The sequence below is a fragment of the Flavobacterium sp. KACC 22758 genome, from assembly GCF_028736135.1.
GTDB lineage: Bacteria > Bacteroidota > Bacteroidia > Flavobacteriales > Flavobacteriaceae > Flavobacterium > Flavobacterium johnsoniae.
The window spans coordinates 1624824-1651248 of the sequence record NZ_CP117878.1; the positions used below are offsets into that span (position 1 = coordinate 1624824).

Sequence of the window (26425 nt, forward strand, 5' to 3'; positions counted from 1 at the left end):
GCTATTTTAGGAGAAATTTATTACTCTAAAAATTTTAAATATTTTACAGCATGGTATTTTTTTGGCAGGTTTTTTGATTCCAAAAATTAGCCTAATATATTGTTATAATAGTATTAAAGTTGTCGCGCCAAACTTATTTATGTTATTTTTGTGAAGCTATACTTTATTACAGATAAAAAATTTTTAAGCCGATTCGATAATCTCTTTTCAATGAAGCATATTTTATTTTTCATATTATTTTTTGCCGCTGTCAGTGTTTCAGCGCAAGAATTTGGTACAAAATACAAACCTATTCCTGCACCAAAGTTTAGCACCAAGAAAAAAACGCCGCTTCCGCAGGTTAAAGACCCGCAGGCAGAAACCGCTGATATTCCAGGAATAAAAACACCTAATGTTTTTGATAATACAGCCATAACTCCAAAATCTCAATTTCAGATTGGTGAAGAAAAAAGCAAATTTTCGATGTATCAGCAAAATGATTTTGCTAATCCTGGTGATTTGTATGTAGATAAAATGGAGAAAGATTTAAATAAAGCATTAAAAGATGCCGGTTTAAGAGAGGGAAGAGGAACATTGGTCAAGAAGAATATTTCACTGGGTGATTTTAAAACCAAATCAGAATATTTTATTGTCAAACTTCGTGACTTTGGTGCTATCGACGGAGATTTGGTCAAAGTTTCTTCAAATGAAGTAGTAATTGCAAGCCAGATATTATTAGATGCCAACTTTAAACAGGTAAAAATAAATCTTGCCGAAGGTTTTAATAAATTAGATTTTGAGGCTTTAAATATTGGTACTCTGGGAGGAAACACAGCCGAAATTCAGATTTATGATGATAAAGGCCAGTTAGTAACAAATGATTACTGGGATAATCTGGCAGCAGGATTTAAGGCTTCGGTAGTTGTTACGAAAGAGTGATTTTTTTAGCTTCTAAGAGGCTGAGAATCTAAGTTTCTGAGTTTTTACTTTGAAAGGGAAAAATATATAATAATAAATAAAAAAGAGGTTCTAATTTTAGAACCTCTTTTTTTATTGTGTCTAAATCTGTGTCTAAATCCTTTAAAAAAAAACTTAGCACCTTAGCATCAGCACCTTAGCACCTTAGATTAAAAAGGATCTGCAGTAACTTTAAACTTCATATCAGCTTTAACCGTTACATCTTTAGTAAGAGTTTCTTTAAGAGTAACCTTAGTTCTAATTTTATAGCTGTCAGCTTTAATGTACTGGTCTAATCTTGCATCAGTACAAATCAAATCAATTTCGCTGCTTGATGAGTTGATGTTATCCAGATAAGCCAATTCTATTTCGTCAGAATTAGTAGTGGATATGTATATGTGAACCGATTTTAAAAAAGTAAAAGTTTTATCTGAAGGATCAGAAATAGAAAGCTTAAGCGATTTGATATGTACATCTTTTACCAGATTAGCTTTGGTTTTGTTGTTTTCAAATTCAGCAGAAGAATTAGTAGTAACATCCGGAGTGATTATTTCCGACGGCAGATTAATTGGTGATGTGCTTTGAATTTTTATCGAAGTGTTATTCGATATAGTAAACGTCAATAAATCATCAACAGCATCACAAGAAGTAAAAAAGATTGATAAACAAGCTGTCAAGGCAATAAGTTTTGATTTCATAGTTTAATTTAAATAGGTTTTTCTACAGATACGAATTTTTGGATTGTTTGGATTTTTTTTTGCGAAGATACTAAGTTGCTAAGATTCTAAGCAGCTAAGGTTTTTCTTTTTGAAGTTGAAAAAATCTGTCTATATAGATGTCAGGATAGCATCTTAGAACCTGCACTGAAAAAAAATATTTTTTTTCATTGTTCCGATTTTTCAATTTCGAATATAAAAAGTATTTTTGCGCATGCAACACAACGTACTTATTTTAGATTTCGGATCGCAATATACTCAGCTTATTGCGCGTAGAGTTCGCGAATTAAATATATTCTGCGAAATTTTTCCTTACAATCACATTCCAAGTGATTTATCAAGTTATAAAGCCGTAATTTTAGGAGGAAGCCCTTTCTCTGTTAGAGGAGAAGATGCGCCGCATCCTGATTTATCACAAATTAGAGGTAAAATGCCTTTGCTTGCTGTTTGTTACGGAGCACAATATTTAGCTCATTTCAGCGGTGGAGAAGTGGCAGCTTCTAATACAAGAGAATACGGAAGAGCAAACTTGTCTTATATTAAAGAAGACGAAACTTTTTTTGAAGGAGTTTCAGAAAACAGTCAGGTTTGGATGAGCCACAGCGATAGTATCAAAGCGCTTCCAACAAATGCTGTAAAATTAGCAAGCACTCATGATGTAGAATACGCAGCTTATAAAATTGAAGGCGAAACTACTTATGCAATTCAATATCACCCAGAAGTTTATCATTCAACAGATGGTAAAAAAATGCTGGAAAACTTTTTGGTAAAAATTGCTGAAGTTCCTCAAAACTTTACTCCAAATGCTTTCGTTGACGAAATGGTGGCAGAATTAAAAGAAAAATTAGGAAACGATAAAGTTGTTCTTGGTTTATCTGGAGGAGTAGATTCTACTGTAGCAGCAGTTTTATTAAACAAAGCAATAGGTCAAAATTTATATTGCATCTTCGTTAATAACGGACTTTTGCGTAAAAACGAATTTCAAAATGTATTAGATCAATACAAAGGAATGGGATTAAACGTAAAAGGTGTAGATGCCGGAGATCGTTTCCTTGGCGAATTAGCAGGAATCAGCGATCCAGAAACAAAACGTAAAACAATTGGTCGTGTATTTATCGAAGTTTTTGATGATGAATCGCACTTGTTAGAAGACGTAAAATGGTTAGCACAGGGAACTATTTACCCAGATGTTATCGAGTCTGTTTCGGTAAAAGGACCATCTGCGACAATTAAATCGCACCACAATGTGGGTGGATTGCCGGATTATATGAAATTAAAAATTGTAGAACCACTTAGAATGTTGTTTAAAGACGAAGTTCGTAGAGTGGGTGCTACATTAGGAATAGATCCAGAATTGTTAGGAAGACATCCTTTCCCGGGACCTGGATTATCAATTAGAATTCTTGGAGATATTACGCCGGAGAAAGTACAGATTTTACAAGATGTTGATTCTGTATTTATCGAAGGATTAAAATCTTGGGGATTATACGACAAAGTTTGGCAGGCGGGAGCTATTTTGCTTCCTGTAAACAGTGTTGGAGTTATGGGCGATGAGCGTACTTACGAAAAAGTAGTAGCGCTTAGAGCAGTAGAATCAACAGATGGTATGACTGCTGACTGGGTTCACTTACCGTATGATTTCTTGATGAAAGTATCAAATGATATTATCAATAAGGTAAAAGGCGTGAATCGTGTAGTTTACGATATTAGTTCAAAACCACCTGCAACAATTGAGTGGGAATAGCAGCGTATTTTAAAATTAAGGTCTTACATTTGTAAGGCCTTAATTTTTTATAACCTACTATTTATGAGAGAACTTTTAACGATTTCTCTTGTGTTTATTTTGTCTTTTAACAAAATCACTGCACAAGATTCAATAATTGAGCACAAAATTCAAAAAGGAGAAACTGCTTATTTCATTGCCCAAAAATACAAGGTTTCTGTAGAGGAGATTTACAAACTCAACCCCGAATCGCAAAACGGAATCAAAGACAGTCAAATTATTAAGATTCCCGTTCATTCTTCAGAAAAAACAAATTCAGACCAGCAGATTACCCACATAGTTGGAGAAAAAGAAACGCTGTACGGTTTATCAAAACAATACCATGTTTCGGTAGAAGTTATTCAAAATGCCAATCAGGCGATTTTGGTAAACGGACTTCAAGTGGGACAGGAATTAAATATTCCAAATTCTTCAAATTTTTCTAAAACTGAAACAACAGGTTCATCGAAAATCACACATCAGGTTGTGGCAAAAGAATCTTTGTTTAGTATTGCCAGACAATACAATGTTTCGGTCCAGGATTTAGAAAATCTCAACAAAGATATTTTGGTTAACGGATTGCAGATTGGGCAGACAATCGCTATTCCGAATAAAAGAAAAACCTTAGACGGAAGAGTCCGCGTTATCAATCAGGAAACAGTTTTTCATGTAGTTGAACCAAAAGAAACTAAATTTTCGATTTCTAAAAAATACGGTATTTCAATAGAACAGTTAGAATCTCAAAATCCCGAAATTGTAAATGGATTAATTGTTGGAAACAAATTAGCCATCAATACAAAAGAAATAAAACCGGCAAACGAAAGCGAAGAATTAATGCTTGCCCTTGCCGAAAAACAAGTTGTAGTTGAGAAAACAAAAGCTAAAACGGTTGAAATAGAAGATTTAAAAGACAGATTGGTTGTTCAAAAAGAAATGAACCAGAAAATCATAAAGATTAATGATTTAAAAGTCAATCTGAATGATATGAATGGTTCTAAAGAAAACTCGGTAGAAAAACTGCGTTTGGTTTTAGAAGCCAATAAAAATGTTCAGGACGTTTTAATGGCCAAATTAGATTCATTGGTAAATACAATGAATAATGATTTGAAAGAATTAAAACGAATGGATATTTTAAATGTTGATGAATCGAAACGTTTAGAAAAGCAATCGTATGAAAGCATCGGAAAAACCAGCGAATTATCTTCTCAATTGAAAAAAGAACTTGCTGAAAACCGTAAGGTTTATGCAGGATTAATGAATAAAGTTGAGAAAATTGCCGTAGAAGAAAATCAGGAATACAAAAAGAAAATCCGCGAAAGCGAAAAAAATAATAATGTTACTTCAATTCAGCAGAGACTTTCTTTAGAAGAAATTAAACGTTATAAAATTGAACAGGAACAGGGTGATGCGAAAAATCAGCTGCTGATTTCTAAAATTGATTCGCTGGACACTCAAAAACAAATTGAAGTAAAACGTCATATCAGCAAAGCATCTTATTATAGTATGGAAGCCAGAAAATTTGATGATAAACTGGCTTTGGTAAAATTAAAGAAATACCAGGATGAAGCTGTTAAGAAATCAAATGGTGCAGAAACTTCAAAAATAGTTTCATTAGAAGAGATGCGTCGGGAGCTGAAAGAGAATCCTTTAAAGAATGAAAAAAATATAAAGATCGAAGTTTATGATAATCTTAAAGAAGTTTCGAACGGCTATTACTTAGTTTTAGGTATATTTACAGACGCAGTGCCAAGAGATAAGTTAATTATGCAGCTTATTGATTCTGGTAACTTTAACGCTGGTTTTTTCTTTAATATAAACAGCCTTTCTTATTATGTATATGCTGATAAGTTCCAAAATATGGACGAAGTTTTATATCAGTGCAAGAAAAAGGAAGAAGATGAGTTATATAAGAATATTGTTATTACGAAGTTAGAAATTGATCTTCGATAGTAATAAAAAAGATTAACAAATGGCGCGAATCTTGTATGCAGGAAATTAGTATCTTGTTTTTGAATTAGAAATTAAAATTGTTTTAAGCTTTATTATGAAATATTTTTCGACATTATTATTCTTTGTTTTTTTTATAACCTGTTCTGCTTTTTCGCAGGGAAAAGTAATTAAATATACTGTTTCCAGCGGAGAAACAATCAATCAGATTGCTCAAAAATTCAAAGTCACACCTTACGATATTTATGAATTAAATCCTGATGCACGCAGCGGAGTAAAGCCTAATACCGTTTTATTGATTCCGGCTGCGGCAAATAAAAATGCGGATAAAAAAGAAACAGCTGAGGCAAAATCGACAGGTAATTCTAAAGAAATTATTCACGAAGTACAGCCAAAAGAAACTTTTTACAGCATTGAAAAAAAATATGGCATTTCTGATGAAGCCTTAAAAGCGGCAAATCCAATTCTTGAAAAGAACGGGGTTCAGATTGGCCAGAAACTTGTGATTCCTGCAAAAGGCACTGCTCCTAAAAATACAGCTGCAGCAGAGAAAAAAACAAAAGAAAAAGGACCTGAAAAATATGTATACCATGAGGTTCAGGCAAAAGAAACGAAGTATTCGATTGCAAAACAATACAATACAACAGTTGAAGATTTAGAGAAAAGAAATCCCGAAATTGTTTCAAGTTTGCCGGTTGGATACAGAGTTACTATAAAAGGAACTGCTCCAAAAACCGAAACTGCGGCGCCGGTTTCTAAAGCTGAAGAACCTAAGAAAACTGAATCTAAAAAAGCAGTTTCTTATATGGAATATCAGGTAAAACCAAAAGAGACTTTTTATAGTTTAGGAAGAGTTTTTCATTTAACACAAGATGAGCTAGTTGCTTTAAATCCGTCATTATCAGAAGGAGTAAAAGAAGGAATGGTTCTTAAAGTTCCTGTGGGATATGTAGCACCGGCACCAATCGTGGCTCAATCTCAGCCAGCTGAAAGAGCAGTTGTTTCTACACCAGCAGTAGTTGAAAAACCTGCAGAAAATACAGGAGGCGGTATTAAAATTATAGATAAGGTAAAATCTGAAACTGTTTCGGCAGATCCTGAAATTGTTGAATTAACTAAGAAAAAAGGACAAAATGACCGCCAGAAATTAGTTTTATTACTTCCTTTTAATTTAGCAAAATTACAAACTGACACAACCGGAATGGCGGCACGTTTAAAAACAGATAAATTTTTAAACATGACACTTGATTTTTATTCTGGAGCAATGATGGCAATAGACTCTGCTAAAACATTAAAACTGCCAATTGATGTTTCAATTTACGATTCGCAGGAAACTAAAACTACATCGAATATTGCTTCTTTAATTGCGCAGAATAAATTGCAGGAAGCAGATGCAGTTGTTGGTCCGTTCTATCAAAATAATGCAGAATCTACTGCAAATTCGCTTCGTTTATACAATGTTCCTGTGATTTCGCCATTGTCAAAAGATGCAGCAAATCCTATCGATAATTTATATCAGACAGTTCCATCAAATGATGTAGTTCGAAATGCGATTTTTGATTATATGAGAGCTAAAAACGGAAACATTGTAGCTGTTGTAGACAAGAAAAAAGAATCGGTTATCAATTATATAAAACAAAATCAAAAAGGAGTTGTTTTTGCCGGATTAACAGAAACCGGAGGTTTAGATGCGGCCAATTTAAAAAGCCTTTTACTGCCAACACGTTTGAATTATGTGGTAATGGAAACAGGAAATACGGCGATGATAAAAGCAACCATAAAAGCTTTGATTGATTCTCAAAAAACATGTCAGGTGCAGTTGGTAATTCTAGAACCAAACAGTACGCTTGATACAGACGAGATTAGTTTTGATAATTTGGTTCAGTTGAAATTAATGTATCCTTCTGTAACTCGTGACAGTGACGAACAAGGAGCTGCAATTTTCAAAAAAGAATATAAACTGAAAAATAAAACCTATCCAAATACATACGCAACAAGAGGTTTTGATGTAACTTTTGATACCATGATGCGTTTGGTTCAGGGAAAAACGTATCAGGAAACAGCAGATTTAATGACAACACAACAGGTTGACAATAAATTTCAATTTTATAAAAAAGAAGATGGCGGACACGCAAATAAAGGTGTCTACATTTTATATTACGATTCAGATTTAACTTTAAAAGCAGCAAATTAATGACATCAAAAGTAACTTACTTAGGCGATTTAAGAACAAAATCAATTCATATACAATCAGGAAGCGAAATTATTTCTGATGCACCGCTTGATAATAACGGAAAAGGAGAAGCTTTTTCTCCAACAGATACAGTTGCAAATGCTTTGGCAAGCTGTATGATGACAATTATGGGGATTAAAGCTCGTGATTTAGAAGTAGATTTTACCGGTTCTACCGCCGAAGTAACAAAGATAATGAACGCTGAACCAAGAAGAATTGGTGCGATTGAAATTGTTTTTCAAATGAAAAGCAATGCCGATGAAAAGAGTAAAACGATTTTAGAACGTGCTGCAATGACTTGTCCGGTGTTTTTGAGTTTAAGTTCAGAAATTGAAAAAAATGTAACCTTTAATTGGGAATAATTTTTTTAGAATATAGTATAAAAAGCTGTCAATATTGGCGGCTTTTTTTATGCAATTCATATAAATGCAAAAATTAACAAAATATTCATGCCAAATTTTGGGTCTTAAAAATATATTGAAGTATCTTTGTCTTGCAAAAAATACGCATTTTAATGCAAAAATAACGCAGTCTTAAAAAGTGAAAACGAGAATCACTTTTTTAATATTATTTGGAATCTCTAAGTGAGATAAAAATGATATTCCAAATTCTACTCCAAATCAATAATTTAAATTTTGTTGTATTCCATTTATAAAGGTTTTATCTTTATATGGTATTGATTGCTATTGTTTTAGCAATGATTTGACTTGCGTTTTTTCAATTGAAAAATGAAATTTTAGGGTTTTAACCCAGCACACATAATCTGAAGAATAAAAAAAAATATATCATGTTAAAAAGTAAAATAGACAAAGCAACCGGTTTTGAAAAACGCTTCGAAAACATCAATACCGTTGTTTTTGAAAATTCAAACGAAGCTTCAAAAGCAGTTGCACAAGAAATCGCAGCTTTAATTCAATCAAAACAAAAAGAAAACAAACCTTGTATTTTAGGTTTGGCTACAGGTTCTTCTCCAAAAGGTTTGTATGCTGAATTAGTGCGTCTGCATAAAGAAGAAGGTTTGAGTTTTAAAAACGTAATCAGTTTTAATCTTGACGAATATTACCCGATGGAGCCCAATTCTATCAATAGTTATGTTCGTTTTATGAAAGAATTATTGTTTGATCATGTGGATATTTTACCTGAAAACGCTCATGTTCCAGATGGACTTTTAACTAAAGAACAAATTGCAGACTACTGTCACGAATACGAAGCTAAAATCGAAGCTCTGGGCGGTATTGATTTACAGATTCTTGGAATTGGAGGAAACGGACATATTGGTTTTAACGAATCTGGATCGCTTCAAAACTCAAAAACACGTTTAGTAGCTTTGGATCATATTACAAGAGTTGCGGCAAGTAAAGATTTCTTCGGCTTAAATAATACGCCAAGAACAGCAATTACACTTGGGGTTAAAAAAATCATGGAAGCTAAAAGAGTCATTTTATTAGCTTGGGGTGAAGGAAAAGCAAATATTGTAAAAAAGTCGGTTGAAGACGAAGTTACAAACCGAGTTCCGGCTTCATTCCTGCAAGAACACGATAATGCTGTTTTTATTTTAGATAAAGAAGCTTCTTCAAAACTTACAAGAATCAACAAACCATGGCTTGTAGAGAAAATTGTCTGGACAGATAAATTAACTCGTAAAGCAGTTTTAGGATTAGCTTTAGATCTTAAAAAACCAATTTTAATGCTTACTGATGCTGATTATATCGAAAACGGAATGAGCGATTTATTAGCAGATTCTGGTCCGGCATATGACATCAATATCAAGATATTCAATAAATTACAAAATACAATTACAGGCTGGCCGGGCGGAAAACCAAATGCAGAAGATGCAAATCGTCCTGAAAGAGCTGAGCCTGCTAAAAAGCGCGTATTGATTTTTAGTCCGCACCCGGATGATGATATTATTAGTATGGGAGGAACTTTTATGCGTTTGCAGGAGCAGGGGCATGAAGTGCACGTAGCTTACCAGACATCAGGGAATATTGCAGTTGCCGATGATGAAGCATTGCGTTTTGCCAGATTCGTAATTGATTACAATGAAAAATTCGGAATTAAAAGCGAAGAAGCTGATAACATTTATCAAAAAGCACAAACCTTTTTAGAGAATAAAAAGAACAGTGAAATTGATATTCCTGAAGTTCGTTACATAAAAGGATTAATTAGAAAAGGAGAAGCAAGAGCAACAAGTCATTTTGTTGGTCTGACAGACAGCCAGATTCATTTTATGGAACTTCCTTTCTATGAAACCGGAACCATTGAGAAAAAACCAATTGGACCAGAAGATATTCAGTTAACAGTAGATTTAATTGAAAAAATTAAACCGCACCAAATCTACGCAGCAGGAGATTTAGCAGATCCGCACGGAACACACAAAGTTTGTCTGGATGCAATTTTTGAAGCTGTAAAAGTTTTAAAGCCAAAAGAGTTTATGAACGACTGCTGGTTATGGCTATACCGCGGTGCTTGGCAGGAATGGGGAATTGACGAAGTAGAAATGGCAGTACCAATGAGCCCTGATCAGGTTTTGGCGAAACGTCACGGAATCTTCAAGCACCAGTCACAAAAAGACGGTGTTGTTTTCCAAGGAACTGATGCAAGAGAGTTTTGGCAGAGAGCCGAAGACCGAAACAGCGAAACAGCAGCTTTGTATCAGCAATTAGGTTTGGCAAGTTATGCAGCAATGGAAGCTTTTGTGAGATGGCACTACTAAGATGCTAAGGTTCTAAGGGACTAAGTTTTTATATTCGCCACGAATTCACGAATTATATTTAAATCAATTCGTGAATTCGTGGCGAAAATCTTTTTAAATCCTTTTAATCTGTGGTAAAAGAAAAAATAAATGATAGTTTTGCACGCAACTAAATAAGCTGAACAATCTATTTTCTTTCTTCTAGCTTCTTTTTTCTTAAAAAAATGGAACAAGACAAAAAACTTCTCATAAAATTAGCACATACCAAAATGCCTTTCGGGAAATACGAAGGACGTTTTTTAATTGATTTACCAGAATATTATGTGGTTTGGTATCATAATAAAGGTTTTCCAAAAGGAGAATTAGGCCAGCAGTTACAGCTTATTTATGAGTTAAAACTTAATGGTTTAGAAGAATTAATACGAAATATTAAGAAACAATATCCTAAACCTGTAAAATAGTAAGAAAAATCTTTTGTTGTTTGGTTTTTTTTATATAAGTTTGAAATACAAAATATTATAATTTCTAAAAACAAAGTGATACCACAGAATTCAAGACTGAATTCATATAATGTGTACAAGTCAGTGTTTTTTAAATTATAATATTTTTTTGTTTTAAAACCTTTCTAATCACCTTCATTATTCTTTAAACGAATATCCAATAAATTAGCCTTATTTTTTAAGTTTCTCAAAAACATTTTTCAATCAGAAATAAGGATATTCTTTAAAAAAATCTCTAATTAAAAGTTAAAATTATCGATTACAAAACCAAGTAATCAATCTGTTTAAAAATTTGCAAATTATCTCATTATCGAATTGATAAATTGTCTAATTAAATTTGTACTTTTGCCAAGTTTTTTACACAACTACTTACAAACAACAACAGAATGAATCAAACAAAATATATTTTTGTTACAGGCGGTGTGACTTCTTCATTAGGAAAAGGGATCATTGCAGCATCTTTAGCAAAATTGTTACAAGGAAGAGGATACCGTACAACTATTCAAAAATTTGATCCGTATATTAATGTGGATCCGGGAACACTAAACCCGTATGAGCACGGAGAATGTTATGTAACAGATGATGGTGCAGAAACAGATTTAGATTTAGGTCATTATGAGCGTTTCCTTAATGTTCCTACTTCTCAGGCCAATAACGTTACTACAGGAAGAGTTTATCTTTCGGTTATTGAAAAAGAAAGAAGAGGAGAGTTTTTAGGAAAAACAGTTCAGGTTGTTCCTCACATCACAAACGAAATCAAAGACAGAATGCAGCTGCTGGGTAAATCTGGCGATTATGATATTGTAATTACGGAAATTGGTGGAACAGTGGGTGATATTGAATCATTACCTTATATAGAGTCTGTTCGTCAGTTAGTTTGGGAATTAGGAGAAAATAACGGAATTGTTATTCATTTAACTTTAGTTCCTTATTTGGCTGCAGCAGGTGAGTTGAAAACAAAACCAACACAGCACTCTGTAAAAACTTTAATGGAAAGCGGAATCAAAGCTGATATTTTGGTTTGTAGAACTGAGCACGAGTTATCTCAGGAATTACGTCAAAAACTTGCTTTGTTTTGTAATGTTAAAAAAGAAGCAGTTATTCAGTCTATTGATGCTTCTACTATATATGAAGTTCCAAATTTAATGCTTGAAGAAGGATTAGATGTTGTAGCTTTAAAGAAATTAGATCTGCCTAAGAAAGCATCTCCGGATCTTAAAAACTGGAATACTTTCTTAAAAAGATTAAAAAGTCCAAAACAGACTGTAAATATTGGTTTGGTTGGAAAATATGTAGAAATGCAGGATTGTTACAAATCTATTTTGGAGGCGTTCATTCATGCAGGTGCTGCAAATGAAACTAAAGTAAATGTAATTTCAATTCACTCAGAGCATATTAATGCTGATAACGTAGAAGAGAAATTGGGAACTCTTGATGGAGTTTTAGTTGCTCCAGGATTTGGAGAAAGAGGTATTGAAGGGAAAATCGAAGCAGTTCGTTATGTTCGTGAAAACAATATTCCGTTTTTCGGAATTTGTTTAGGAATGCAGATGTCTGTTATCGAGTATTCTAGAAATATATTAGGTTATGCCGATGCCAATTCTACAGAAATGAACGAGAAAACGCCTCATCCGGTTGTGAATTTAATGGAAGAGCAAAAAAATATTACAGACAAAGGCGGAACAATGCGTTTAGGAGCTTGGAAATGTGATATTAAACCAAATACACTTGCACACAGAATTTACGGTGAAAAAACAATTTCAGAACGTCACCGCCACCGTTATGAGTACAATAATAAATATGCTGATGAATTACAGAAAGCAGGTTTAAAAGCTTCTGGAGTAAACCCGGATACCGGATTAGTTGAAATCGTAGAGCTTGAAAACCACCCGTTCTTTATTGGTGTACAATACCACCCAGAATACAAAAGTACAGTTGCAAATCCGCACCCAATATTTGTAAACTTTGTGGCAGCTGCTGTAAATGCGCATAAAAAATAATAATTAATATTCTGAGAAGAATGTAACTTTTGAGATCAACTCATTACTAATAAGCTTCAACGAATAACTTTTTTAAATTAATAATGGAAGAAAAAAAATTAGACCTTAATTCAATCATTGGTTTTGTATTGATATTCGGAATTTTGATTTGGATCATGTATCAAAATCAGCCTTCTGAGAAAGAAATTGCTGCTGAAAAAGCCAAGAAAGAATTAGTAGCTAAACAAGAAGCTCAGGCAAAAGCTGATAAAGCTAAAACAGCTGTTGCTCCAACTGCAGTAACACCAGGTGATACAGTTCAATTGGCACAATTGCAAAAAACTTTAGGTGGTTTTGCATATTCTGCTGCGCTTCCTTCTGCAAAAGAAGCTTTTACAACTATTGAAAATGAAAAGATCAAACTTAAAATCGCTAATAAAGGTGGTTATATAGTTGAAGCTACTTTAAAAGAATTTAAAAAGTTTGAAAAAAATTCAGGGCAGTTAGTTGAATTGATTAAAGACAATAATGCTCATTTAAACATTCAGCTGCAAACAGTCGATAACAGAACTTTAAATACTAAAGATTTGTTTTTCGAACCAACTTTAGAAAAAATTGGTGCAGATCAGGTTTTATCTATGCGTTTAAAAGCTGGGGCTAATGAATTTTTAGAATATAAATATGTATTAAAACCAAATGATTACTTAGTTGGTTTTGATGTTCGTTCTCAAGGATTAAACAAAGTTTTAAATTCGGCTAAACCATTAGATTTACAATGGGATTTAAAAACTTACAGAAACGAAAAAAGTATTTCTTATGAAAACCGTTATGCTGAAATTTATTATGAGCACGAAGATGGGAAGATAAATTATGCAGGTTTAGGAAAACATGAAGAAGAAACAGTTGATAAAGTTAGTTTTATAGCTTACAAACAACACTTCTTTACTTCTATTTTAGTAACAGATAAACCATTTGAAACTACTAAATTAGAGTCAATTAATTTAGTAAATGACGAAAAAATTGACACTGTTTTTACTAAACAGTTCAAAGCAAACGTTCCATTAGCATTTTCAAATGGCGAAATTGATTATAAAATGCAATGGTATTTTGGACCTGCAGATTATAAAGTTTTAAAATCATATGATAAGAATTTCCAAAAAATTATCCCGCTGGGATGGGGAATCTTTGGATGGATTAATAAATTGATATTTGTACCATTATTTGGATTCTTAAGTTCAACAATTGGATTATCATTAGGAATTGCAATTATCATTTTTACCATTATTATCAAATTGGCAATGTCGCCAATTACCTATAAATCGTTCCTGTCTCAGGCTAAAATGAAAGTTTTACGTCCTGATATTGCAGAGTTGGGAGAAAAATTTAAAAAAGACCCAATGAAAAAACAACAGGAAACAATGAAACTGTACAACAAAGCAGGAGTAAATCCTATGGCAGGATGTATTCCGGCATTGATTCAGCTTCCTTTTATGTATGCTTCGTTCCAGTTTTTCCCTGCTGCTTTTGAATTAAGACAGAAAGGGTTCCTATGGGCAGACGATTTATCATCTTTTGACTCAGTTGTAAAATTACCATTCCATATTCCATTGTACGGAGATCATATTAGTTTGTTTCCAATTTTGGCAGCAATTGCGATTTTCTTCTACATGAAAATGACTTCTGGAGATCAGCAAATGGCTGCGCCTCAGCAGGAAGGTATGCCGGATATGGCAAAAATGATGAAAATCATGATTTATGTTTCGCCATTAATGATGTTAATTTTCTTCAATAGTTATGGAGCTGGATTGAGTTTGTATAACTTTATTTCAAACTTAATTACTATTGGAATTATGTTTGTAATCAAAAATTATATTGTAGACAGTGATAAAATTCACGCTCAAATTCAGGAAAACAAACAAAGAGAACCTAAAAAGCCAAGCAAATTCCAACAGCGTCTTCAGGAAGTAATGGAACAACAAGAAGCGGCGAAGAAAAATCAAAACAAAAAGAAATAATTAAATAATAAAAAAATCTCGATTCAATCGGGATTTTTTTATTTTAGAGAGTTGGTTTTCAGGAAAAATAATCAAAATTTTATTTTTTGAGAAACACCAATTATACTTTGTGAAACGATTTTTCGTTTAACTTAAAAATTGAATAAAACATGATTTCTAAAAAACTAGCAATTGGACTGACATTATTAAATGTTTTTATTTTAAGCGCTCAAACGGAGTTTAATAAATTAGATGCAAACGGTAAAAAAGACGGTGTCTGGAAAGGAGTTTATGAATCTAAACGTCCTCGTTATGAAGGAACTTTCAGTCACGGAAAAGAAACCGGAATTTTTAATTTTTTTGATGACACACAAAAAGGCGACATAATTGCAACGCGTGATTTTACGGCTAATGATGGAAGTTCATACACTATTTTTTACGATCAGAAAAAAAACAAAGTAAGCGAAGGAAAAGAAATAGGAAAGGAGAGAGAGGGAGAATGGAAATATTATCACAAAGCTTCTAAAGTTTTAATGAGTACTGAAAACTATAAAAACGGCAAACTTCACGGATTAAAAACAGTTTATTATCCAAATGCTAAAGTTGCCGAAGAAATGACGTATCAGAATGGTTCAAGAGAAGGGAATTATAAAAAATACGGACAAAACGGAACACTTTTAGAAGATGCGACATATAAAAATAATGAGTTTAATGGTGATGCTGTTTTTTATGACGCAGACGGAGCTATAGCATCTAAGGGGAAATTTGTAAACGGAAAAAAAGCCGGAATGTGGCAGTTTTATACTAAAGGCAAATTGACTAAAGAAGTAAATATGAGCGACCCAAAAGCAAGCTATAAAGCCGATTCTAAACCTAAAATGAGCAATTAAAGAGTTTAAAATATTTAAAATTTTCAGCCGCAAATTCACAAATTTGTTATAAAACTAAAATTTGTGAATTTGCGGCTCTTTTTTTTGTCTAATTGTTTAAATTTGATTTGCTAATAATTTGATTCAATGGATTTAAACGAACTTGCAGGACGATTTTTGTTATTGTTTCTTTCGATACTGGTTCTGTATTTTTTCTCTAATAGAAAAGATAATGAAACCATAAATCCATTAATGGTAATTGTGGGACTTTGCACATTTTCGCTTTGCTATTTGTTTACAAAAATTGAAATCGGTGTTGGAATTGGTTTTGGCTTATTCGCCATTTTTTCGATTCTGAGATTTAGAACACAATCCTTTACAGTAAACGCTATAATTTTTCTTTTTGCGACAATTACACTTTCTATTTTAGATATTATGTATCCTTTTGAAAAAATTGAAATATTGCTCTTTTTTCAGGTTATCATAATTGGTTTTTATATTGCGGCCTCGGTTATTGTCAATAAAAAAGCTTCCAGCTATTTAAATGCAATCGATATGAAAATTCCTTTAGTAAGTGATTTTTCTTTAGAAAATGGAAACATCCGCAAAGCAATTCAGGAAAAAATAAATATTAAACATTTCGATTTTAAAATCGTTTTGGTAAATATGGTTACAAACGAAATAGATCTTTTGGTTTTTTATTAAGGTTAATTCAAAAGCTCCGGAGAAGTTATTTATAGAAAAGCGATTATTCGCACCAAATAAAGCTTCAGAGGAGCGAAATTACCATATGCCACCCCGTTGGCGCTCTGTTTATACACAAAATCATTTTATTCTATAAATATGCAATCCCTCTGGGATTATTAATAAAGTTTCCCGAAGAATAATCTGCTAGATCTGTAGAATCTGAGAGAGTTTGCCAGCATATTTTTAAATCATTTAATCCTTTAATCTGTGGCAGAATAAATTATTCTTCGCAACCAATGGCCTAAATGTCAAATTGTTTCTAATCATTAAAAGGCCGAACCTGTTTGATGTATAAATCCCGATTTTCTCCCACAATTTTAAACTCAATATCTACAGGATGAAATAAGCTTTTTCGCCAGTAACGATACATTTTTTCCTCAATTTTTTTACTGACCATAAAAAGCCTGCTCATTTCTTTTCTGCTTAGCAAAGGTTCATTGTCATTTAGATTTGAGTTTGAAGTATAATCAACATCAAAATCATCATCGTTAGTTCCGGAATTAAAGTGATAAGCCACAAACTGCTCGCAGATTTCACCTTTTTCCGGCTTTACAACCGAGTTTTCTCCTTTTTGAACATTTACTGTAATTCCTGAAAAATTTTGCCTGAAAATATTCTTTGTAATCACGACGCCATTTGCCAGTTCATCTGGAAAAGAACGGTGAACCAAAACTCCCATTGCAATATTCTGCTGATCAATTCCAAATAGTTCTCTTTCATTATATGAAGCTTCATTCCAGACACTTGCCCAGACTTGTTTAATTGCTTTTTCAAATGTTTTAATACTGTCGCCTAAAATTCCGGTTTTAGAATCATATAAACCAGCCCCGTTAAAATCATCCAAATCTTCGGCATTTGTTGACGAGCGGAATCTGAAATTTTTGAATTTAGCATTTTTAAAAGCCATATTCAGTTTAGAAATTAATTCAGGATCTACAGGTTCTTTTTTAATTGCATCGCGTATTTTTTTTAACTGCTGATTAATCCAAACGGTAGAATCTTTCTTAGGAAATGCCAAAAGCTGATTTATTAGAGGCAAAATAGATTCTTTTTGAATATGTTTTGTATAAAAATAAAACGGAATGGCATGTGCGTCTTCTGGAGTTCTAAACGGAATTTCTTTAGAAATCGCAATTAAATACGCCATGTTCTGCGCTTTAGATCCAATATAATTCACTCCTTTTTTTGGAATTTTAGATAAATCTACTAAATCTGTAACCGTGTTGTCGATAGTGAGCTTTTTCTTTTTTGAATTTGTTTTAATGACTATTTTTTTATCAGTTTCTTTAATAAAAAAAGTATCAGACTTGATTTTTAATTCTACTTTTTTAGAAATTAGTTTCTTTATGTTTTCATCTTTTAAGGCCATTGTATAGGCCATAATTGGGATTTTTCTGTTTTTGCCTAAAAGCACCAAATGACTTAGCGGCGTTTGGAGTTCGTTGACTATAATTCCTCTTACGTTTGGCAAAATATCCGGCGTTCCGTCTAAAACAACAATTTCATCCGGATTAGGTTTTACTTTTTCTAAATCCTTGATTTTGTATTGTCTTAAAATACCAATATTAGTTCCGGAAACGACTTCCTGATATTGTATTTCATTAAAAATATAATCTGATTTTACACAAGGTATTTTAAACTGTTCCAAACGAAACCATTCCATTTGTTCTGGATTATTGAGATAAAACTTTAGGTTTTCACCAATAAAAGTTGATTTTTTGACCAAGTTGAAAAATCGTTCTATAATTTCAATAGGCATGTGATCTGAAGCTGCCAATTCAAAAATCCATTTATCAGTTCCTTTAATATGATTTAGATTTCCAAGTAAAAAATCGCGGTTTTTTTGAGTATTGCTGTAATTATCATTATTAAAAACTTCTAAATCGTGATTGTAATGCAGATAATTAATTACGAAATCATAGTGAAGTGGAATCAAGGTGCTGTTGAAATAATACATTTTCTGTTTTCGTAAATCATAAATTACTTTCACAGATTCGATATTCGAAAATTTATCAGACAAAGGTTTTCCTCTAAATGCCTTATATGCTTCGTAATTTTCTAATGATGAAGAATATCTCTGCGCACTTAAAGACATAAAAATGAGAAAGAAAAACAAGCTGTAAATGTATTTTTTCATGACAATTTTATTGAATATTAAAAGTAAGTATTTAAACCATAAGTTTTATCTACTAGCAGATTATATAAACCAATCAAAACCATTACGATTTTCTAAAATATGGCGTATCTTTGCACCCTTGTAAAAATAAATATTTTAAAATGAAACGAGTAGTAGTTGGTCTTTCTGGTGGAGTAGATTCTAGTGTTGCAGCTTATTTATTGCAGCAGCAAGGATACGAAGTTATTGGCCTTTTTATGAAGAACTGGCACGATGATTCGGTTACTATTTCTAACGAATGTCCTTGGTTAGAAGATAGTAACGATGCTTTATTGGTTGCAGAAAAACTTGGAATACCGTTTCAGACAGTTGATTTAAGCGAAGAATACAAAGAAAAAATCGTTGATTACATGTTCAACGAATATGAAAAAGGAAGAACTCCAAATCCTGACGTGCTTTGTAACCGCGAAATCAAATTTGATGTTTTTATGAAAATCGCTCTAAGTCTTGGAGCTGATTATGTTGCAACTGGACATTACTGCCAAAAAAGCGAAATTGAAGTTGACGGAAAAACGGTTTATCAATTAATTGCTGGAAATGATGTTAACAAAGATCAGTCGTATTTTTTATGCCAGTTATCTCAGGAACAATTATCAAAAGCATTGTTTCCAATTGGGGCTTTGACAAAACCAGAAGTTCGCGAAATTGCTGCAGAAATGGAATTGGTTACTGCAGAAAAGAAAGATTCGCAAGGACTTTGCTTTATTGGAAAAGTGCGTTTACCTGAATTTTTACAACAGAAATTACAGCCAAAAGAAGGTACAATTGTTCAGATTGATAAAAATGATCCTATTTACAATGTTGAAAAACAAGCTGGATTGTCTTTAGAAGAAGAATTAAAAATCGAATCTCAAAAACTGAACTATAGTCCGGAAATGGGTAAAGTTATGGGTAAACATCAGGGAGCACATTATTTTACTGTTGGACAAAGAAAAGGATTAAATGTTGGAGGTACTACAGACCCATTATTTGTAATTGCTACCGATGTTGATACTAATACAATTTATACTGGTTTAACGAGCAATCATCCTGGGTTGTTTAAAAAAGCTTTATTTGTTGGTAATTCTGAGGTACACTGGGTTCGTGAAGATTTGAAACTGAAAGAAGGCGAACAGATGGAAGTAATGGCAAGAATTCGTTACCGTCAGCCATTGCAAAAAGCAACTTTACATCAGTTTGCAAACGGAATGTATGTTCATTTTGATGAGCCTCAGTCTGCTATTACAGAAGGACAATTTGTTGCCTGGTATTTAGAAAATGAATTAGTTGGTTCGGGAGTAATTTCTTAGCTTTATACTTTCTTAGGAAGAAATTCCATAAAAAGTATACTATGAGATATAACTTTACTTTTCTTTTATTATTTCTTTCGTTTGCAGTATTTGCTCAAGAAGATGCCTGGGTTTATTTTAATGCAAAACCCAATGCTCAGGCATTCTTTAGTAATCCTTTATCAGAACTATCACAAAGAGCATTAGACCGAAGAACAAATCAAAATATAGTTTTAGATTTAACAGATGCACCGTTAGAAACTTCATTTGTAAACCAAATTAAATCTAGTACAGGAATAACAGTGATGGCACAGTCTAAGTGGCTTAATGCACTTCACATTCGCGGTACACAAGCTAATATCAATGCTTTAAAAGGATTATCTTTTGTAACAAAAGTTGAGTTTGCAGATAAAAGTTTAAATACCACTGCGAAAAAAGTCTCAGAAGCAAAAACAAGTGAAACACTGGATAAGTTAAAAACTACTGTTGATTATTCGTATGGTAATTCTGCCAATCAAATTCAGATGTTAAACGGTGAGGTTTTGCATCAGCAGAATTTTACCGGAGAAGGAAAAATTATAGCCGTTTTAGATGCCGGTTTTCCAGGTGTAAATACAGCCCAGCCTTTTGAAAATCTTAGAAATAACAACCGAATTCTGGGAGGTTACGACTTTACTACCCGAAATGACAATTTTTATACGGGAGACGATCACGGAACTTTAGTACTCTCAACTATGGGAGGTTATAAAGAAAATGCTTTGGTTGGAACAGCTCCAAATGCATCATATTATCTTTTTATTACAGAAATTGATGCCGTAGAAAATCCTGTAGAAGAATCTTTATGGGTTGAAGCTGCCGAAAGAGCTGATGCTTTGGGGGTTGATATAATAACTACTTCATTAGGATATTTTGGCGATCGCACAGAGCCGAGATATAATCACACCTACAGCGACATGAACGGAATAACAACTTTTATTTCGCGAGGTGCAGAAATAGCTTTTAGCAAAGGAATATTAGTTTTGGCTTCTGCCGGAAATGAAGGAAATACGACAGAAAAACATATTGGTTCTCCGGCCGATGCTGTATCAGTTTTGGCAATTGGTGCGGTTACAGCAGCTAAAGTAAAATCGAGTTTCAGTTCGATTGGACCAAGTTATGATGGAAGAATAAAACCAGATGTAATGGCACAGGGATCTGCGGCAACAGTAGCTAATGTAAACGGAAGTATAGGAATTGCCGATGGAACTTCTTTTTCATGCCCAATTATGGCTGGAATGGCAGCTTCTTTATGGCAGGCTTTTCCAACCAAAACCAATAAAGAAATCAGGCAAATGATTTTGGCTTCTGCCGACAGATATACTACTCCTGATACTAATTATGGATACGGAATACCAAATTTTGGCTCTACTCTAGGAACTCAAACTTTCCAGTCAACTTCAGATTTTTTGGTCTATCCAAATCCAACAAAATCAAATATTTCATTTTTGTTTGGTAACGAAACCGCTTCTGTTTCTATCTATTCATTATTAGGACAAAAGCTGATTGAGAAACAAATCACAAATCAAAATCCGGTGCTTTCTGTAGAAGGTTTAACAAACGGACTTTATTTTTATACTTTCGATGCAGGAAGCTTACATAAAACAGGAAAAATAATAAAACAATAATAGTTTTAATGAATAGAATTACAACGCTTTTCAATATAAAATACCCAATTATTCAAGGCGGCATGATCTGGAATAGCGGTTATAAATTAGCATCGGCAGTGAGTAATGCCGGAGGATTAGGTCTAATTGGCGCAGGATCTATGTATCCTGATGTTTTGAGAGAGCATATCCAGAAATGTAAAAAAGCTACCGATAAGCCATTTGGAGTTAATATTCCGATGTTATATCCTAATATTGAAGAGATCATGAATATCGTGGTTGAAGAAGGCGTTAAAATCGTTTTCACTTCCGCAGGAAATCCAAAAACATGGACTTCATTTTTAAAAGAAAAAGGAATAACAGTAGTACATGTAGTCAGCAGCAGTATTTTTGCCTTAAAGGCGCAAGATGCTGGCGTAGATGCTATTGTGGCCGAAGGTTTTGAAGCGGGCGGACATAACGGACGTGATGAAACTACTACTTTGACTTTGATTCCGATGGTAAAGGAAAAAATCCAAATTCCAATTATTGCTGCCGGCGGAATTGCAACCGGAAGGGGAATGCTTGCAGTAATGGTTTTAGGTGCCGATGGTGTTCAGGTTGGAAGCCGTTTTGCTGCATCGATAGAATCATCTGCCCACAATAATTTTAAACAAACAATAGTTAATATAAAAGAAGGAGATACTCAATTGACTTTAAAAGAATTAGCTCCGGTTCGATTGGTTAAAAATAAGTTTTATAATGATGTTCAGGCTCTATATGAAAAATGTCCTTCTAAAGAAGATTTGATCGAATTATTAGGAAGAGCCAGAGCCAAAAAAGGAATGTTTGAAGGTGACTTGGAAGAAGGTGAACTCGAAATAGGACAAATCGCCGGACTGATTCATGAAATTTTACCTGTCGAACAAATTGTTCAAGAAATGATAGCTGATTTTAAAGCTGCTCGCGAAGAAAAAGCTACATTTGATTTTTAATTATCCGCAAGAAATATTTATGAATTCTATTCGCACTTATATAATTATATTGTTTTTAGCTTTTGGACTGCAGCAAGTTCAAAGTCAATCCTATCATTTTAAAACTTCAGGTTTCAGCGTACTGCAAAAAAATGAGAGAGGAAAATGGGGCGAATGGTCGAACCTTGATTTGGTAAATCTTTCGGTTGTATTAGATACAGATAAACACCGTATTGTTGTGTACTCTCAGGAAATCCAGCTTTTTAATATTTTGGATTATATAGAAAGAGAAGAAAATGATACTGATATTGTGTATTCTTTCTTGTGTAAAGATAACGACGGAAAAGAATGTAAACTTTCAATTATTACCAGAAAGAAACAGGATTTCCGTAAACAGCTTTATATCAATTACGATGACCATATTATCGTTTATAATATTTTTACGGTTTAAAATAAGCTTCTAAGGTTCTGAGCTTCTAAGATACTAAGTACTTTAGCTTTAATAATAAAATAAAAACCTCAGTAACTTAGAAGCTCAGAATCTTAGAGTCTATAAAGAGTCAATTTCCTTAATAAACTCATCATATTCCAGATAAAACATTTCTAGAGCATGCATTTTTTCGTTGAAAAAATCAAAAATTGCATCCCAGTTATTGCGGTTGCTAAAACCAACACCAAGTTTTTCAACCCAGATTCGGCTTATGTTTTTACCGCTTTCAAGAGTATAGTTTTTTTCAAAAACCAAATCTTTAATGAATTCTTCTTCCAGAATATTCTTTAAAGCTTCCAGTTTTTCGAAATAAGCATATCGTTTTTCGTCGCTTCGGTGTTCAATGTCAATTAAAACCTGAGCTTTTTTATTGTCTACATAAAATTTAAAAGAGAAATCTTTTATTTTGGTATCATAAAGAACCCATTTTCTAGGATACTTTTCTGCAAAAGCTACCCAAAATTCCCTTTTCATTCTTTGTGATTCTTCTCTGCTGTACATTTTTATGGCTTTGTTTTAGAAAACTTGTAGAACCGCATTTTCTAGAGTATATTTATATTTTAATTGAAAGTACAAAAATAAACTTTGAATATGGATTTTCAACAATTTTTACAATATGTTCCTAATTTAATTCCAGTTGAACTTCCGGCAGAAACGGCACACGCTAAAATGGCACCTCTAGAACGCATTCAGGCATTGAAAAATTTAGATATTAATGCAAAGAATCCGCGAATTGCTGCAGTTATGATGCTGTTTTATCCTAAAAACGAAAAAACACATCTTATTTTAATTGTCCGAAATGCTTACAACGGAGTTCATTCCTCACAAATAGCATTTCCGGGAGGTAAATATGAACTTACAGATCGGGATTATCAGGAAACAGCTCTGCGTGAAACAAGCGAAGAAATTGGTGTTCTTCCTGAGAAAATAGAAATTATAAAGCATTTTACACCCATGTATATTCCGCCAAGTAACTTCTTGGTTCATCCATATTTGGGAATTGCAAAAGAAGAACTTTCATTTTATCCGGATGCGCGTGAAGTAGCTTCGATTATCGAACTGCCGCTGTCTGTTTTTTTAGATGATGAAATTATGATCGAAACCACATTATCAACTTCTTACGGAAATGATATTCTGGTTCCGGCATTCTATATTCAAAATCATATTGTATGGGGAGCAACAGCGATGATTTTAAGCGAATTGAGAGATGTTTTAAAAACAACTTTTGCGGAAAATTCGTAATAGAATAAAATTAACAATTTGATATTCATGATAATAGTGTTTTATTCTGTAAATTGTATAAAACTACTGCTAAAAGAATAATTTTTGTATGTTTGCGACTTAACCTAAAATAACATAAAAAGCATTATGGGATTGTTTAAGCGAAATCCTTTCGGTCATATATTATTCATCAAGAAATGGTTAATCCGTATTTTGGGTGCCATGACACATAGAAGATATAGAGGTTTTAATGAATTGCAGATTGAAGGATCTGAAATTATTAAAACGCTTCCGGATACAAATGTTTTGTTTATATCAAATCACCAAACTTATTTTGCTGATGTTGTGGCTATGTTTCATGTGTTTAACGCAAGTTTAAGCGGACGTCAAGATACTATTAAGAACATTGGTTATTTATGGCAGCCAAAAATGAATATTTATTATGTTGCTGCAAAAGAAACTATGCAGGCGGGATTGTTGCCAAGGATTTTGGCTTATGTTGGGGCTATTACAGTTGAAAGAACATGGAGATCAAAAGGAGTCGACGTTACAGAAAAACGTGATGTAAACCCAAATGATACCGAAAATATTAGAATTGCTCTTGAAGACGGCTGGGTTATTACTTTTCCGCAGGGAACAACAAAATCTTTCAAGCCCGTTCGTAAAGGAACAGCACATATTATCAAACAGCATAAACCTATCGTAATTCCTATTGTAATTGACGGTTTCCGTCGTTCTTTTGATAAAAAAGGACTTCGTATGAAAAAGAAAAATATACTTCAGTCTTTTATAATTAAAGAGCCTCTTGAAATCGATTATGAAAACGATACTATCGAGCAGATCGTAGAAAAAGTAGAATACGCAATCGAACAGCATCCATCATTTTTAAAAGTTATTCCTGCTGAAGAAATAAAAGCACAAGAAGAACTTAACAAAATGAGACAATGGGATTATTAGAATTTTAGGTTATTTTTTTGTTTCAGGTTTCAAGTTTCAAGTTTCAAGTTGGAAAACTAGCATCTTTGAGCCTTTGAACCTCAATTAAAAATCAATCTTCTTCAACTCCTTGTAATTCAAATACAATCTGCGTAAAAGAGTTCCGTACAATAATCTGTAGAAACACCAGAACACTCCAAAGAAACCTAGGATTACCAGAATTAAAATTCCAATTGTGGTAAACATTGCTTTTCCGTTTACGGCTAATTTTTCTCTTAAAAAAGCCATATCAGGATTGTAGACAAAAGCGATAAAAAAGCTTAAAATAGACGTAACCACAATCATTCCTAAGTTGTACCACACATAATACTGAACCGTTTTTCTGGTTCTTAAAATAGCGCTCATTAAAGATTTTGTAGCAACAGTTGTAGAAATCGTAGTGTAATTTTTGTAGAAAATAAAAACAAAAATTAATCCCACCAGATAATTCAAATAAGTTAAATATTCAAGGGTAACAACAATCTCAGGATGATTTATTTTTCTTAAAACATCATCTGTATTGATAAACAAATTTGAGAAAGTCCAAAATGAAATTTCCAGAATACTAATAATCAAAATCCATTTTACAATAGAAGATGATTTTTTGTGAATCATTCTGTAGATTTCTGTTTCAGAAATTTGTTGAAAAGAATCAGAGTTCTTTTTCCAGTCTTTTTTTAATAAATCCAGTTCTTTCATAATAATTTTTAAGGATTTAGTATTTTTTTAAGTTTCCCTTTAATTCTGTTCATTTTCACACGCGCATTCACTTCGCTGATTCCTAAGGTTTCGGCTATTTCTTGATAATCTTTGTCTTCTAAATACATAAAAACTAATGCTTTTTCGATGTCATTAAGCTGATAAACTGCTTTATACATCAATTTTATCTGTTCTTCCTCTTCATAATTGTAATCAACATCTTTTACAAAGTGCTGATGACTTTCATAATCTACGGTAGATATGGTCCTTTTGGTTTTTCGGTATAATGTAATTGCTGTATTTAAAGCAACACGATACGTCCAGGTCGAAAATTTACTGTCGCCTCTAAATTTTGGATAAGCTTTCCAGAGCTGAATGGTGATTTCCTGAAATAAATCTTTATGAGCGTCTTCGCCATCAGTATACAACCTACAAATCTTGTGGATTATATTCTGATTTGCCTGCAATTGTGCAACAAATGACTGTTCTAGATTTTCGCTCATAAAAGTATTAGTAGTTATGAAATCATTTTTGTTACAGTTAAATTTATTTTTTTTGACGCACGTTAAAAGATTATAATTTCTTTTAGTTGTTTAATACAAAATAAAAATCCTTTTACTCT

22 protein-coding genes are annotated in these 26425 nt (G+C 33.0%); 17 read left to right on the forward strand and 5 right to left on the reverse strand.

Annotated elements, in window-relative coordinates; all coding sequences use genetic code 11:
- Positions 1-210 precede the first annotated feature (210 nt).
- The gene (locus tag PQ462_RS06965; RefSeq protein ID WP_274252881.1) at positions 211-918 is read left to right on the forward strand and encodes a hypothetical protein; all 708 of its coding nucleotides are present in this window, start codon (positions 211-213) and stop codon (positions 916-918) included.
- Between the two features lie 188 nt (positions 919-1106).
- Here PQ462_RS06965 and PQ462_RS06970 read toward each other — a convergent pair whose 3' ends face one another.
- Positions 1107-1634 carry a hypothetical protein gene (locus tag PQ462_RS06970; RefSeq protein WP_274252882.1) on the reverse strand — a complete coding sequence of 176 codons (528 nt, stop codon included), beginning with the start codon at positions 1632-1634 and terminating at the stop codon, positions 1107-1109.
- Between the two features lie 232 nt (positions 1635-1866).
- Between PQ462_RS06970 and guaA the strand changes: the two genes are divergently transcribed.
- The 10 genes from guaA (at position 1867) to PQ462_RS07020 (ending at position 16336) form a co-directional block, all read left to right on the forward strand.
- Entirely contained in the window at positions 1867-3396 is a 1530-nt protein-coding gene (guaA, locus tag PQ462_RS06975; protein WP_274252883.1) for a glutamine-hydrolyzing GMP synthase, read from the forward strand.
- 63 nt (positions 3397-3459) lie between these two features.
- Entirely contained in the window at positions 3460-5364 is a 1905-nt protein-coding gene (locus PQ462_RS06980) for a lytic transglycosylase (protein ID WP_274252884.1), read from the forward strand.
- Positions 5365-5458: 94 nt separating this feature from the next.
- Positions 5459-7555 (forward strand): PBP1 and LysM peptidoglycan-binding domain-containing protein, encoded by a 2097-nt coding sequence (locus PQ462_RS06985; protein ID WP_274252885.1) that lies wholly within the window; start codon positions 5459-5461, stop codon positions 7553-7555.
- Positions 7555-7956 (forward strand): OsmC family protein, encoded by a 402-nt coding sequence (locus PQ462_RS06990; RefSeq protein WP_012024446.1) that lies wholly within the window; start codon positions 7555-7557, stop codon positions 7954-7956. The genes PQ462_RS06985 and PQ462_RS06990 overlap by 1 nt, the downstream gene beginning before the upstream one ends.
- Positions 7957-8357: 401 nt before the next feature.
- On the forward strand, positions 8358-10310 hold the full coding sequence (gene nagB / locus PQ462_RS06995) for a glucosamine-6-phosphate deaminase (protein WP_274253716.1): 1953 nt from the start codon (positions 8358-8360) through the stop codon (positions 10308-10310).
- A 203-nt stretch (positions 10311-10513) separates the two neighbouring features.
- Positions 10514-10750, forward strand: coding sequence for a DUF3820 family protein (locus tag PQ462_RS07000; RefSeq protein ID WP_012024448.1), 237 nt, complete (start codon positions 10514-10516; stop codon positions 10748-10750).
- Between the two features lie 425 nt (positions 10751-11175).
- The gene (locus PQ462_RS07005; protein ID WP_012024449.1) at positions 11176-12789 is read left to right on the forward strand and encodes a CTP synthase; all 1614 of its coding nucleotides are present in this window, start codon (positions 11176-11178) and stop codon (positions 12787-12789) included.
- An 83-nt stretch (positions 12790-12872) separates the two neighbouring features.
- Positions 12873-14783 carry a membrane protein insertase YidC gene (yidC, locus tag PQ462_RS07010; RefSeq protein ID WP_274252888.1) on the forward strand — a complete coding sequence of 637 codons (1911 nt, stop codon included), beginning with the start codon at positions 12873-12875 and terminating at the stop codon, positions 14781-14783.
- A gap of 149 nt (positions 14784-14932) precedes the next feature.
- A complete protein-coding gene (locus PQ462_RS07015; RefSeq protein ID WP_274252889.1) occupies positions 14933-15652 on the forward strand; it encodes a toxin-antitoxin system YwqK family antitoxin in 720 nt (239 codons plus the stop codon).
- Positions 15653-15778: 126 nt separating this feature from the next.
- Entirely contained in the window at positions 15779-16336 is a 558-nt protein-coding gene (locus PQ462_RS07020; RefSeq protein ID WP_274252890.1) for a DUF4956 domain-containing protein, read from the forward strand.
- A gap of 301 nt (positions 16337-16637) precedes the next feature.
- Here the strand turns inward: PQ462_RS07020 and PQ462_RS07025 are convergent, their stop codons facing one another.
- Entirely contained in the window at positions 16638-18515 is a 1878-nt protein-coding gene (locus PQ462_RS07025) for a PEP/pyruvate-binding domain-containing protein (protein WP_274252891.1), read from the reverse strand.
- Between the two features lie 140 nt (positions 18516-18655).
- Between PQ462_RS07025 and mnmA the strand changes: the two genes are divergently transcribed.
- From mnmA to PQ462_RS07045, 4 genes are read left to right on the forward strand one after another with little or no spacing between them, the layout of a single operon-like run.
- Positions 18656-19843, forward strand: a complete 1188-nt coding sequence (gene mnmA, locus PQ462_RS07030) for a tRNA 2-thiouridine(34) synthase MnmA (protein WP_149207985.1) — start codon at positions 18656-18658, stop codon at positions 19841-19843.
- A 41-nt stretch (positions 19844-19884) separates the two neighbouring features.
- Entirely contained in the window at positions 19885-21486 is a 1602-nt protein-coding gene (locus PQ462_RS07035) for a S8 family serine peptidase (protein WP_274252892.1), read from the forward strand.
- An 8-nt stretch (positions 21487-21494) separates the two neighbouring features.
- Entirely contained in the window at positions 21495-22439 is a 945-nt protein-coding gene (locus tag PQ462_RS07040; RefSeq protein WP_274252893.1) for an NAD(P)H-dependent flavin oxidoreductase, read from the forward strand.
- Between the two features lie 19 nt (positions 22440-22458).
- Positions 22459-22869 carry a hypothetical protein gene (locus tag PQ462_RS07045; RefSeq protein ID WP_121362893.1) on the forward strand — a complete coding sequence of 137 codons (411 nt, stop codon included), beginning with the start codon at positions 22459-22461 and terminating at the stop codon, positions 22867-22869.
- Positions 22870-22968: 99 nt separating this feature from the next.
- Here PQ462_RS07045 and PQ462_RS07050 read toward each other — a convergent pair whose 3' ends face one another.
- Positions 22969-23409: a DUF4268 domain-containing protein gene (locus tag PQ462_RS07050; protein WP_012024458.1), complete on the reverse strand. Its 441-nt coding sequence runs from the start codon at positions 23407-23409 to the stop codon at positions 22969-22971.
- 90 nt (positions 23410-23499) lie between these two features.
- On the opposite strand from PQ462_RS07050, the gene PQ462_RS07055 reads away from it, so the two are divergent.
- The gene (locus PQ462_RS07055; RefSeq protein WP_149207982.1) at positions 23500-24150 is read left to right on the forward strand and encodes an NUDIX hydrolase; all 651 of its coding nucleotides are present in this window, start codon (positions 23500-23502) and stop codon (positions 24148-24150) included.
- 126 nt (positions 24151-24276) lie between these two features.
- Entirely contained in the window at positions 24277-25086 is an 810-nt protein-coding gene (locus PQ462_RS07060; protein WP_274252894.1) for a lysophospholipid acyltransferase family protein, read from the forward strand.
- 84 nt (positions 25087-25170) lie between these two features.
- Here the strand turns inward: PQ462_RS07060 and PQ462_RS07065 are convergent, their stop codons facing one another.
- Both PQ462_RS07065 and PQ462_RS07070 read right to left on the reverse strand, forming a co-directional pair.
- The gene (locus PQ462_RS07065; RefSeq protein ID WP_274252895.1) at positions 25171-25803 is read right to left on the reverse strand and encodes a hypothetical protein; all 633 of its coding nucleotides are present in this window, start codon (positions 25801-25803) and stop codon (positions 25171-25173) included.
- Positions 25804-25811: 8 nt separating this feature from the next.
- Positions 25812-26306: an RNA polymerase sigma factor gene (locus tag PQ462_RS07070; RefSeq protein ID WP_012024462.1), complete on the reverse strand. Its 495-nt coding sequence runs from the start codon at positions 26304-26306 to the stop codon at positions 25812-25814.
- Positions 26307-26425: the final 119 nt, after the last annotated feature.